The organism is Saccharopolyspora rosea (assembly GCF_025643595.1).
GTDB classification, from domain to species: Bacteria; Actinomycetota; Actinomycetes; order Mycobacteriales; family Pseudonocardiaceae; genus Saccharopolyspora; species Saccharopolyspora rosea.
On the sequence record NZ_CP102826.1, the window covers coordinates 4410659 to 4422418 of the forward strand.

The window sequence follows — 11760 nt, forward strand, 5'->3', positions numbered from 1 at the left end:
GTGAGCCGCTTTCTCTTTCGGTGAGCGGTCTCGCAACCGGCACCGCCACGCAAAACGAGTTCGAAGACAGGTGCTCACTCAGTCGACCGCGCGGCGCGGCGCCAGGGCGTTGATGACGCCCGCGACGGCCGCGGCGGCCAGGAAGGACAGCAGCGAGGCGCTCATCCACGACTGCGGGGTGAAGCCGATCGCCGCGCCCAGGCCGGTCCACAGGTTCGACCACCAGGCGATGCCACCCGGGTTGATCAGCTGGTAGACGACGAACCCGGCGATCCAGGCCAGCAGCATTCCCCAGCGCGACGGGGCCCTCTCCGACAGGTCCCAGCTGCCGCGGCGCCCCGCGTGCAGGAAGTAGTCGACCGCGAGCACCCCGAACAGCGGCACGAACACCGAGCCGATCAGTTGCAGGAAGTTGGCGAACTGGGTGATGTCCAGCGTCAGCGACAGCAGCGTGGTCAGCACGCCGACGCACAGGCTCAGCACCCGGCGGTCGGTCTTCGGGCGCAGGTTCTGCATCGACACCGCCGTCGAGTAGGTGTCGGCGAACGACTGGTCCACCTCGCGCAGCACCAGCACGCCGAAGAAGACCACGCCCAGCGGCACCGCCAGGAACGGGTCGAACGCCCGGTCCGCGTCACCGCCGACCATGGCCAGCGCGATCAGCCCGAGCACGTAGCAGAACACCTGCGTGATCGAGTAGCCGACGGTCGCGGCGGTGAACGCGCCGCGCACGCTGCGCGAGTGCCGCGAGTAGTCCGAGGCGACCGGCAGCCACGACACCGCCACCGCCAGCGCCGCGTCGGCGCCCGGCCAGAAGCCCTGCCACGAGCCGGTCCCCAGGTCCGGCAGCGGGTGCCGGACCAGCTGCACGAAGAAGTACACCATCGCGATCGCGACCGCGACCGTCACGTACCGGCGCAGCAGCCGCAGCGCCCCCAGCGGGCGCAGCGTCAACCCGGTGGTCAGCGCCCCGGCCACCACCAGGTACAGCCAGCGCGGGCCGCCGCCGAACAGCGCCTCCGCGCCCTGGGCGATGACGAGCAGTTCGAAGGTGCCCCAGCCGACCAGTTGCAGGATGTTGAGCAGCGTCGGCAGGTAGGACAGCCGGGTGCCGAACAGCCCGCGCAGCAGCATCATCGACGGGGCCCCGGTGCGGGCGCCGGGCACGGCCGCGATGCCGACCATCACGCTGCCCAGCACGGTGCCCACCACGCACGCCGCGAGCGCCGCGACGAAGGACAGCCGGGGCGCGCCGCTGGGGGCCAGCACGGCCATCGCACCGCTGAACCCGAGCAGGCTCACGCCCAGGTTCGCCCAGAACGCGCCCTGGTCGAGCACGCCGAGCGTTCTCGGTGCTGGTTCGTCGAGGGTGTGCGGAACCTCGCGACTGTCGGCGTCGAGCGCCATCACGATCTCCCTACGCCGGCATTACCCGGACAGGTTCGGCGGTCGGCGGCACTGGTCAAGCCGCCCTCTCAGCCCGGTGCGCCCGAGCTCCCGCGTGGACGTGTCGGCGACACCCTACCCCGCTGCCGCACGGGGTGTCAGGAGGGTTCGATCAGCACCCCTCCAGCTCGCCGTGAGCGCCTCGGTGCGCACGAGGAACCTGGGTGCCTGTCTTTGAACTTGGTTCCGACGGGGTGTGGTAAGCGGCGTGAGCCGCTTTCTCTTTTGGTGAGTACGCAAGCAACCTGCACCGCCGCGGGTTCTCAGCGGTCGTCTCGCGAGGACAGCCCCGACGTGGTGTAGGGGGCTACATGATGTCGGGGCTCCCGGAGCCGGTGTGGCTGTGGCGCGCAGCGCCTCCGTGGGGGGCGGTGGTCGGGTGACGGGCGGGCCGCTGAGTGCCTGTCTTTGAACTTGGTTCCGACGGGTCGTGGTAAGCGGCGTGAGCCGCTTTCTCTTTCGGTGAGTGGTCTCGCCACTTGCACCGCCGCGGGTTCTCAGCGGTCGTCTCGCGAGGACAGCCCCGACGCTGTGTATTGGGCATACATGAGTCGGGGCTCCCGGAGCCGAGACGGCCGCTGAGGTTCCGCCACCGGCACCGCCACGCACAACGAGTTCAAAGACAGGCACTGAGGTTCCGCCACCGGCACCGCCACCCAAAACGAGTTCAGAGACAGGCTCTCTCGCACCGTTGACTTCCAGCGCGCTGCAACTTCTACGCTCGGCCACGACGACATCACCGAGCGGAAACGGAGCACGCCATGGCCGTGCAGCTCAACCACACCATCGTCGCCGCCCGGGACAAGGCCGCGTCGGCGCGGTTCCTGTCCGAGGTCCTGGGCCTGCCCGAACCGGTGCCGTTCGGGCCGTTCCTGACCGTTGCGACGAGCAACGACGTCACCCTGGACTTCCTGGAGGTGCCGGACGCCGAGATCACCTCGCAGCACTACGCGTTCCTGGTCACCGAGGCCGAGTTCGACGAGATCTTCGGCCGCATCACCGACCGCGGCCTGTCGTACTGGGCGGATCCGCACCACGCCGAGCCGGGCCGCATCAACACCCGCGACGGCGGCCGCGGCGTCTACTTCGACGACCCGGACGGCCACAAGTTGGAGATCCTCACCCGCCCCTACGGCAGCGGGGACTGAGGCCCGCGGAGCGCCGCGGGGCGCGGGAGGTCGCCCGGTCCCGGGGCCTGCCGCACGTCGAGGTGTGCACCGACGAGGCGGACCGCGGCCTGCGCTGCCACCGCGTCGACCGCCACGCGCTGCCCCGCACCACCACGACCGTCACCGTCGACGGCCACCCGGTCCGCGTCAAAACCGGCCCCTGGCGGGCGAAACCCGAGCACGACGACGTGGCGGCGGCGGCCCGGGCCCTCGGGCTGCCGCTGCGCACCGTCGCCGAACGCGCGCTCGCCGAGCTGCGGGACTCCGGGGCGCCCGACGGCGGGTTCGGCGGCCGGGCGCAGCACTAGAGTCGTCCCCTCCGGATCATTCGCCCGGGCCGCGCGGCTCCCTCGGGCCCGGAGGCGGTGCGGGTTGTGCCGACGCCGGGCGCCGTCCGCTGCGGACGTCGTCCTCGTCAGCTCGCGCCCGGCAGGGCGTTCTCCAGGAGGACCTCGGCTGCTGCCCGCGCGTGTCGTCCGTAGTCCGCATCATCCAGCACCATGGCGCGGCTGGCGGCCCCGTCCGCGAGAGTGACGAGTTGTTCGGCGAGTGCGGCGGGCTCGCGGCACCCCAGTTCCGTTACCAGTGCCGTTACCAGCCGCACCATCAGCAGTTTCTGTTCGCGAGCGCAAGCGTGGACCGCGCTCTGCGGGTCGGGGAACTCCGCGGCGGCGTCGATGAACGGGCATCCGCGCACCGGACCCGCGTCCGCAGCAGGCGGGACGAACAGCGCGAGGATTCGTTCTCTGGCCGGGATGTCCTCCCGAGTCAGCACGCTCTCCAGGGTGTGGCCCGTCGAGGCGAGGTCCTGGAGATGGGCGATGACCAGGTCGCTCTTGGTCCGGAAGTGCGCGTAGAGGGTGCGCTTGGACACCGGTGCCTGCTCTGCGACCTGTTCCATGCCGGTCGCGTTGATCCCTTGGGTCGCGAACAGTCGGGCGGCGGCGGCCAGGATGCGTTCGCGCCCCCCGCGCCCCTGCCGTCGAGACGTCGTCGTCCCCGTGCTCATGACGGAAGTATACGTCCTCGTTTACCTCGGAGCGAGCGGCGTGCTACGGTCGCCACATAGGTAAACGACTCCGTTTACATCAGTGCACTTGAGGAGAGTTCCATGAGCGGGCTGGTTTCCCCCGAGCTGAGCGACTACGCGGAGAAGCTGATGCGCGGTCGCCACGCGACACGCGCGTTCCGCCCCGAGGCCGTGCCAGCGGACACGATGCGCGCGATCTTCTCCCTCGCCGGCACCGCGCCGTCCAACTCCAACGCGCAACCGTGGCGGGTCGAGGTGGTCAGTGGCGCGAGGCGCGCACGCCTGGCGGACGCCCTGCAAGCGGCCCACGCCGAACAGCGCACCTCGGTCGACTTCCCGTACTCCGAGGCCATGTACGGCCCCGTCCACCAGGAGCGGCGGGCCGCGTTCGGCGCCGGTCTGTACGGAGCGCTGGGCATCGGCCCGGACGACGACGCGGCGCGCGCGGCCTACGACGCGGAGAGCCTGCGCTTCTACGGGGCACCGCACGCCGCGTTCCTGTTCGTCACCGGCGACGGCGGGGCGCTACTGGCCGCCGACGTCGGCGCCTACATGCAGACGCTGCTGCTGGCCATGGCCGCGTACGGGGTGGACAGTTGCCCGCAGGGCCTGCTCAGCTTCTACGCCGACACCATCCGGACCGAACTCGGCGTCACCGAAGGGAAGTTGCTCGTGGGCGTCTCTTTCGGCTACGCCGACGAGAGTGCGCCGGTGAACCGGGTCACGACCGAGCGGGCCGCCCTCGAAACGACCACCGCTTTCCACGTCTAGCGAGCCCCCTCCGGCTGACCGCGCAGTGAAGTCCCAGCGGGTGACGCGCTGGAGGCCGTCAGCCCCGTCCGCGTCCTGCCCCGATGTCGTGGGGCGCGGCACCGCCGGCCGGGCGCGGCGCCGGTCGGCGGCGCAGCAGCACCAGGCCGACCGCCAGCGTCACCACCTGGGTGGCGGCCAGCAGGCCGTAGCCCGCCGCGAATCCGCGTCCGCTGACGCTGATCAGCGCGCCCACCGCCGCGGGCAGCGCCGCCGAGACCAGGTTCCCGATCCCGTTGACCAGTCCGTAGGCGCTGCCCACGGTGCCCGGGGCGGCGTGCTGCTGCACCAGCGTGGGGATGGCGGGCCCCTGCAACCCCCAGAAACCGTTGGCCAAGACCAATGCCGCGGCGGCCAGCCAGCGCGAGTCGACGAGGATCACGGCCGTGGTGCACACGACGGTGCCGGCGCTGCCGAGCACCAGCGCCGCGGCCACCCGCGCGGGCGGCAGCCGGTCGACCAGCCAGCCGCCCGCGAAGCCGGACAGCAGGCTGACCAGGAAGGGCAGCGCGGCGAGAACTCCCATCTGCGCCAGGGAGAAGTGCCGCTCCTGCAACAGGTAGGAGGGCAGCCAGGAGCTGCTGCCCCACAGGTAGCCGAGGGTGGCGATCTCGACCAGCAGGATCCACCCCAACCGCGGGGTGCGCAGGGCGGCGGTGAAGCGCTGCCGCGCGGTGCGGCCGCCGCCCTGCGCGCCCCGGCCGGCCGCGACGAACAGCAGCACCAGCGGCAGTCCGACGAGCAGGTTCAACGCGGCGAGCACCAGGAAGGACCCGCTCCATCCGAAGTGGACGGTCGCGGCGGCCACCAGGGGGATGCCGATCGCGCTGCCCAGGGACACCCCCATCGAGGTGACCGCGTTGGGCCTGCCGAGTTCGCCGTCGTCGAAGCGCGCCTTGACGTACATCGTCTTCAGCGAGAACAGCGGCCCCTCGGCCGAGCCGAGCAGCAACCGCAGCGCCAGCAGCACCACCGCGGCCGACGCGACCGGCGAGACCAGCGTGAGCAGCGACCAGCTCACCAGGCTGACGACGAGGCCGCGGCGCACGCCGAGCGCCGCCTCGTACCACGGGGTGAGCAGCAGCGCCGCGACGCCGTAGCCGACGAGGAACGTGGACATCAGGGCGCCCTGGGCCGCCCTGTCGTGGCCGAGTCCGAAGTGCGCGAGGAACGCCGGGTCGGTGATCAGCACCGAGACGTTGACGCGGTCGACGTAGGAGATCGTCACGACGGCGAGCAGGGCGAGCACTCCCGCCCAGCGGAACCGGTGCAGGGATCGCACGGCCCACCTCCCCGGCGGGCTCCCCCGCCGATAACTAACTTAGCGTTAAGGTGATCCAGGAGTATCGCCGACACCGTTCCCCGACGCAAGGTCCCGTGTCATGGCACAACATGGCGGCGCCTCCGCGTCCCCGAGCGGCACCCAATACGCGCTGATGTTCAATGAGCGGTAAGGGGTTCCAAGGTCCGACGGGAACTGGGGAACCGTGCTGCGGCGGCCGGCCCCGGGTCGTGACAGCGCTGCGGACGTGCTCCGCCCGCTTGGCCGGCGTTCCTGCTCACCGGGCGGGTACGCAGCGGGTGCGGATGGTGACGCCGCCGCGGGGGCGCCCGCCCGCCAGGGCAGCGGCGGCCAGGCAGCAGCGCACCCACATGTTGAGCTGCATCTCCTTCGCCAGCCGCGCTTTCGCGTACAGCAGGTCCACCAGTGGGCTGCTCGGGCGTGCCCAGGCTTCGACCTCGAAGCGCAGCACGCCGTCCTCGGGGCGGGCGCGGAACTCGATGAGGCCCGCTTCGAGGTGGCCTTCGAGCGTCGCCAGCCGGAACGAGTCCTCGGTGCACGACACGACGCGCACCGGCCCGTTCCACGGACCGGGCATGTGCACGGTGAACTCGTCCCCGGTGCACATGCGGCCGGGTTCGCCGCTGTTGCGGCACACGCGTGCGGCTTCCCCGGGCACGGCGCGGTTCATGTCGTCGCGGATCGTGCCGATCAGCGTCGCGGGGTCGACCGCCGGATCCTCGATGCGCACCGAGAAGGTGCGGTGGAACAGCTGGCCGCACCCGTCGTCGGCGAGCAGGCTGCGCTCGTCCACCAGCGCGGTCGGCAGTTCGGGGGGCAGATCGGTCTCGTCACCCCGCTCCTCGCTGCGGTGCAGCGGCGTGGTCTGCCACAGGTAGCGCCAGGAGATCAACGCCATCCCCGCCAGCCAGCGCGGCACGGTCCGCAACACCGACGACCCCTCTCGTTAGCACCGCTGCGTGCCCGGGTAGTACCCGGAATGGGAGAACCGCTCACACCGGGGAGACGTCGATGATCGTGCGCGCGCTGCACTCGGTCGGGCTGCGCAGTGCCCACTTGCACGCGCTGTCGCTGAGTTCCGTGGTCCTGTGCCTGGCCCTGTGGATCCGGGCGAAGACCGTCGACCAGCAGGAGCGCGGCAACGCCGAGCGCCGCGCGCTGTTCACCGGCCTGTGGGCGCCGACGCTGTGGCTCATCGGGGACTCGCTGCGCGACCGTGAGTGACCTGTTGCGCGGCGTCGACGTCCCCGCCGCGCTGCGGGACCTGCGCTCGCGCCCGGTGAACTTCACCGACGCGGAGGTCGACACCTCCGGCTGGCACCACGACGTCAGTCGCCGCGCCGTGGCCCACGAGCGTCCAGGGCCTCCCGAACCGGGCGGGCCGTGGGAGGTCGCCTGCCGGCTGGTGCGCGACTACGAGTTCTCCGACCCCGTGCGCATCCGCGCCGTCTACGACACCCGCGACGGCCTGCTGGGCCGGACCATGCTGCTGCAGGGCCGGTTCGGCGGTCTGCGGTTCCACATGGGGGTGCGGGTCACCACGGTCACCGACGAGATCCGCGCCGGGCACCGGGTCTGGGGCTGGGCCTACGACACCCTGCAGGGCCATCTCGAACGGGGGCGGATGCACTACGAGGTGGTCAAGGACCTGCGATCCGGTGCGGTGGAGTTCGTCGTCTCCGGCTTCTCGCAGCGCTGCCCCGACCTCGGCCCGCTGCTGCGGGCGGGTTGGTGGCTGTTCGGGCGGCGCACCCAGCTGCGCTTCTACCGGGACTGCGGGCAGCGCCTGCGGAACCTGGTCCGCGACGCCCGGTCCGGTGCCACGCCGCCCACCGCCGTCCGGGACGGCCCGTTCGTGCTGGCCCCCTCGTGCTTCACCGGAGGAACTTGTCCAACGTGATCGGCAGGTCCCGGACCCGGACGCCCGTCGCGTGGTAGGCCGCGTTGGCGATGGCCGCGGCGGTGCCGACGATGCCCAGTTCACCGATCCCCTTGCTGCCGAGCGGGTTGACGTACGGGTCGTCCTCCTCGATCCAGTCCGCGTCGAGCCTGCCGACGTCGGCGTTGGAGGCCACGTGGTACTCGGCCAGGTCGCGGGTGACGACGTGGCCGAACCTGCGGTCGACGACGCTGTGCTCGTGCAGGGCCATCGACAGCCCCATCGTCATCCCGCCGATCAGCTGGGAACGCCCGGTCTTGGCGTTGATCATCCGGCCGAGGGCGAACAGCCCGAACAGCCGCGGCACCCGGATCTCCCCGGTGTCGGCGTGCACGTGGACCTCGGCGAACTGCGCGCCGAAGCTGTGCATGGCCAGCCGCCCGGCGTGCGGGTTCTTCGGCAGCCGCCCGGTCACCTCGACGCCCTCCTCGGGCACCGGTTCCCCGGCGGGCAGCACTTCGCGCAGGCCGCGGGCCGCGTCGACGATCGCCGAGCCCCAGCAGGTGATGCCGGTGGAACCGCCCGCGCCGGAGGCGTAGGGCAGGTCGGTGTCGCCGATGCTCAGCGAGACGTCGTCCATCGCCACGCCGAGCGCGTCCGCGGCGATCTGGGTGAGCGCGGTCCACGCGCCGGTGCCGATGTCCGCCGCGCCGATGAGCACCCGGTACCGCCCGTCCGGCCGGGCCTGGATGGTGGCGCGGGAACCGGGCATCGAGAACACCGGGTAGGTCGACGCGGCCACCCCGGTGCCGACCAGCCAGCGCCCGTCGCGGTTCGAGCGGGGCGCGGGTGCCCGGTCGTACCAGCCGAAGCGCCGCGCGCCTTCGCGCAGGCAGTCGACGAGGTGGCGGCTGGAGAACGGCCGCCCGGTGGCCGGGTCGGTGTCCGGTTCGTTGCGGGCGCGGAACTCCACCGGGTCCAGACCGCAGGCGATGGCCATCTCGTCCATCGCCACTTCCAGTCCGAACATGCCCGGGCACTCGCCGGGCGCCCGCATCCACGTCGGCACCGGCACGTCGAGCCGGGCCAGCCGGTGGGTGGTGCGCCGGTTCGGCGCGGCGTACATGGTGCGGGTGGGCACCGCGGTCTGCTCGGCGAACTCCTTGATCCGCGAGGTCTGCTCCACCACGTCGTGGCTGATCGCGGTGAGGTGGCCGCGCGAGTCGCAACCGAGTCGGATGTGCTGGATGGTCCCGGTGCGGTAGCCGACGACGTCGAACATCTGCTGGCGGGTCAGCGCGAGCTTGACCGGGCGCGGGGACACCAGGCGGGCGGCCATCGCGGTGAGCACGACGTGCGCGTGCGGCAGCCCCTTGGACCCGAACCCGCCGCCGACGTGCGGGCACACCACGTGGATCCGCTCGGGGTCCATGCCGAACAGCCCGGAGATCGCGTCGCGCACCCAGTGCACGCCCTGCGTGGAGTCGTGCAGGGTGAGTTCGCCGTTCTCCCAGCGGGCGATGGTGGCGTGCGGTTCCAGCGGGTTGTTGTGCTCCAGCGGCGTGGTGTAGGTGGCGTCGAGCGTCACGGCGGCGCTGGCCAGGGCGCCGTCCACGTCGCCCTCGGTGGTGTCGGTGGCGAAACCCCCGTTGACCTCGCCGGGGGTGACCAGGTCCGGGCGGGCGGGGTGCAGGTCGACGTCGTGCGGGTGCTCCTGGTACTCCACCCGGACCAGGCCCGCCGCGCGCCGCGCCGTCTCGGGTTCCTCGGCCACCACCGCGCCGATGAACTGGCCGCGGAAGGCCACGTCGGGCGATTGCAGGATGGCCAGTTCGGCGTCGGAGACGTCGGCCAGGCGCAGCGCGTTCTCGTGCGTGAGCACCGCGACCACGCCCTGCTCGCGCAGCGCCGCGGACGCGTCGAGCGTCGTGACGCGGCCGAGCGCGATCCGCGCCTGCAACGGGAACAGGTACAGCGGCCGTTCGACGGGGTGCTCGTAGGCGTACTGGGCGCGGCCGCGGACCTTGTCCGCCCCGTCGATGCGGTCGATCGGCGCGCCGATCAGCGGTGTCGTGACGGTCATCGCGGCACCCCCGCCAGCTCGGCGAGCACGGCGACGACCATGTTGCGCACCAGCGGCACCTTGAACTCGTTGCCCGGCAACGGTCTCGCGTCGGCGAGCTCGGCCTCCGCGGCGTCGTGGAACACCGCGAGGTCGGCGGCCGCGCCGCGCAGCACCTCCTCGGCCCGCGCGGCCCGCCACGGCTTGTGCGCGACCCCGCCCAGCGCGAGCCGGACGTCGCGCACCCGCCCGTCGGCGACGTCGACGGCCGCGGCGACCGATACCAGCGCGAAGGCGTAGGACGCGCGGTCCCGGGCCTTGCGGTAGCGGGAGTTGCGGGCGAACTCCAGCGCGGGCAGGTCGACGGCGGTGATCAGTTCGCCGTGTTCGAGCACGGTGTCCCGTTCGGGTTCGTCGCCGGGCAGCCGGTGCAGGTCCACCAGCGGGATCCGCCGTTCGCCGTGCGGTCCCTTGGTGTGCACGACGGCGTCGAGCGCGGCCATCGCCACGGCCATGTCCGACGGGTGGGTCGCCACGCACGCCTGCGAGGCGCCGAGGATCGCGTGTTCGCGGTGGAACCCCTCGCGCGCCGGGCAGCCGGTGCCGGGTTCGCGCTTGTTGCAGGGCGTGGTGACGTCCTGGAAGTACACGCACCGGGTGCGCTGCAACAGGTTCCCGCCGGTGGTGGCGAGGTTGCGCAGCTGTCCGGACGCGCCGGCGAGCACCGCCTGCGACAGCACCGGGTAGCCGCGCCGGACGAGCGGGTCGGCGGCCAGCGCGCTGTTGGTGACGGCCGCGCCGATGCGCACCCCGCCGTCGGGGAGGGTCTCCACGCGGTCGGAAGTGAGCTGCCGGACGTCCACCAGCACGTCCGGTGCGCTGACCTCCAGCTTCATCAGGTCCACCAGGTTCGTCCCGCCGGCCAGGAAGGCGCCGTTGGGGGACTCGGCCAGGGTGGACACCGCGGCGTCGGCGTCGTCGACGTGCTGGTAGCGGAACGGCCTCATCGCTGCACGACCTCCGCGATCGCCGGGACGATGTTGGCGTAAGCGCCGCAGCGGCACAGGTTTCCGCTCATCCGCTCGCGGATCTCCTCGTCCATCCCGCCGCCCTCGTCGGTGGCCGCGCTCGGCCAGCCCTCGCGCATCTCGTCCAGCGCGCCGACCGCGGAGACGACCTGGCCGGGCGTGCAGTAGCCGCACTGGAACGCGTCGTGCTCGACGAAGGAGCGCTGCACCGGGTGCGGCTCGCCGTCCTCGACGAGTCCGTCGGCGGTCGTGATCCGCGCCCCGTCGAACGCGACCGCGAGCATCAGGCAGCTGTTCACCCGCCGCCCGTCGGCGAGCACCGTGCAGGCCCCGCACTGCCCGTGGTCGCAGCCCTTCTTCGGACTGGTGATCCCGAGCCGCTCGCGCAGCGCGTCGAGCACGGTGGTGCGCGTGTCGACGGTGAGCCGGTGAGCCGTTCCGTCGACGGTGAGCGTGATCTCGGCTTCCACGGTGTCCTCCCTCGCCGGCCCGCACGGTGCTACCGGGCCAGAGTTACCCGGCTGCCCGCCGCGTCACGCCCCCCGCGCCTCGTTCGCTCCGGGCTCCTCACCGGCGTCGGTGAGTTCCTGCTCGGCGCGCTCGTCGACGGCGTCGTCGAGTTCGTGCATGCGGGTCTCGGCCAGCGGAGGCGGGATCTCCTCGGGTTCGTCGGGGCGCTCCCCGGCGAGGTACTCGTCGACGCCACCGCCCTCGCGCTGCTCGCGGGGCGTGGGCCGGTCGGCGGTCACCGGCGACCAGTGCTCCGGTGGTTCCACCCCGCGCTCCAGCGGGTCGGTGCCGAGCTCGTCCTCGTCGAGGCTCTCCGCTCCCTGCAGGTTCGCCGGGTCCTCCGGGGACTCCGGGTCGGGGCCGACCTCGTCGGCGGAGGGAGTGTTGGCGTCGAACGGATCGGACATGCTCGTTCCTCCTTCCGCCCGTCGGCTACCCGCCGCCACGGCGGCTAACCACCACCATGCGGAAAGTGACTACCTGTCCACGGATCCGGTTCCGAGAGGGTCGCCGGCGAGCCGCG

Annotated in this window: 13 protein-coding genes; 5 read left to right on the forward strand and 8 right to left on the reverse strand. The window is 72.2% G+C overall.

Annotated features, from left to right (window positions below; genetic code table 11):
• Positions 1-78: 78 nt before the first annotated feature.
• Positions 79-1407 (reverse strand): purine-cytosine permease family protein, encoded by a 1329-nt coding sequence (locus NV263_RS20325; RefSeq protein ID WP_263248056.1) that lies wholly within the window; start codon positions 1405-1407, stop codon positions 79-81.
• An 800-nt stretch (positions 1408-2207) separates the two neighbouring features.
• Between NV263_RS20325 and NV263_RS20330 the strand changes: the two genes are divergently transcribed.
• Both NV263_RS20330 and larC read left to right on the forward strand, forming a co-directional pair.
• Positions 2208-2594: a VOC family protein gene (locus NV263_RS20330; RefSeq protein WP_263248057.1), complete on the forward strand. Its 387-nt coding sequence runs from the start codon at positions 2208-2210 to the stop codon at positions 2592-2594.
• Positions 2595-2656: 62 nt separating this feature from the next.
• Positions 2657-2923: a nickel insertion protein gene (larC, locus tag NV263_RS20335; protein ID WP_263248058.1), complete on the forward strand. Its 267-nt coding sequence runs from the start codon at positions 2657-2659 to the stop codon at positions 2921-2923.
• Between the two features lie 107 nt (positions 2924-3030).
• Here the strand turns inward: larC and NV263_RS20340 are convergent, their stop codons facing one another.
• Complete coding sequence (locus tag NV263_RS20340; protein ID WP_263248060.1) at positions 3031-3624, reverse strand: TetR/AcrR family transcriptional regulator; 594 nt, start codon at positions 3622-3624, stop codon at positions 3031-3033.
• Positions 3625-3726: 102 nt separating this feature from the next.
• Here NV263_RS20340 and NV263_RS20345 point away from each other — a divergent pair, with 102 nt between their 5' ends.
• Entirely contained in the window at positions 3727-4416 is a 690-nt protein-coding gene (locus NV263_RS20345; protein ID WP_263248061.1) for a nitroreductase, read from the forward strand.
• Between the two features lie 58 nt (positions 4417-4474).
• Here the strand turns inward: NV263_RS20345 and NV263_RS20350 are convergent, their stop codons facing one another.
• Positions 4475-5737 carry an MFS transporter gene (locus NV263_RS20350; RefSeq protein ID WP_263248063.1) on the reverse strand — a complete coding sequence of 421 codons (1263 nt, stop codon included), beginning with the start codon at positions 5735-5737 and terminating at the stop codon, positions 4475-4477.
• A gap of 277 nt (positions 5738-6014) precedes the next feature.
• On the reverse strand, positions 6015-6689 hold the full coding sequence (locus NV263_RS20355; protein ID WP_263248064.1) for a DUF1990 domain-containing protein: 675 nt from the start codon (positions 6687-6689) through the stop codon (positions 6015-6017).
• Between the two features lie 80 nt (positions 6690-6769).
• Between NV263_RS20355 and NV263_RS20360 the strand changes: the two genes are divergently transcribed.
• Complete coding sequence (locus NV263_RS20360) at positions 6770-6982, forward strand: hypothetical protein (RefSeq protein ID WP_263248067.1); 213 nt, start codon at positions 6770-6772, stop codon at positions 6980-6982.
• Complete coding sequence (locus NV263_RS20365) at positions 6975-7658, forward strand: DUF1990 domain-containing protein (protein ID WP_263248068.1); 684 nt, start codon at positions 6975-6977, stop codon at positions 7656-7658. Before NV263_RS20360 ends, NV263_RS20365 begins: the two co-directional genes overlap by 8 nt.
• On the opposite strand, the gene NV263_RS20370 is transcribed toward NV263_RS20365, so the two are convergent.
• From NV263_RS20370 to NV263_RS20385, 4 genes are all read right to left on the reverse strand, one after another.
• Positions 7633-9720, reverse strand: a complete 2088-nt coding sequence (locus NV263_RS20370; protein WP_263248070.1) for a xanthine dehydrogenase family protein molybdopterin-binding subunit — start codon at positions 9718-9720, stop codon at positions 7633-7635. The two genes, NV263_RS20365 and NV263_RS20370, sit on opposite strands and share 26 nt — an antisense overlap.
• Positions 9717-10706 (reverse strand): FAD binding domain-containing protein, encoded by a 990-nt coding sequence (locus tag NV263_RS20375; RefSeq protein WP_263248071.1) that lies wholly within the window; start codon positions 10704-10706, stop codon positions 9717-9719. Before NV263_RS20375 ends, NV263_RS20370 begins: the two co-directional genes overlap by 4 nt.
• Positions 10703-11197 carry a (2Fe-2S)-binding protein gene (locus NV263_RS20380; RefSeq protein ID WP_263248073.1) on the reverse strand — a complete coding sequence of 165 codons (495 nt, stop codon included), beginning with the start codon at positions 11195-11197 and terminating at the stop codon, positions 10703-10705. Before NV263_RS20380 ends, NV263_RS20375 begins: the two co-directional genes overlap by 4 nt.
• A gap of 63 nt (positions 11198-11260) precedes the next feature.
• Positions 11261-11644 (reverse strand): hypothetical protein, encoded by a 384-nt coding sequence (locus tag NV263_RS20385; protein ID WP_263248074.1) that lies wholly within the window; start codon positions 11642-11644, stop codon positions 11261-11263.
• Positions 11645-11760: the final 116 nt, after the last annotated feature.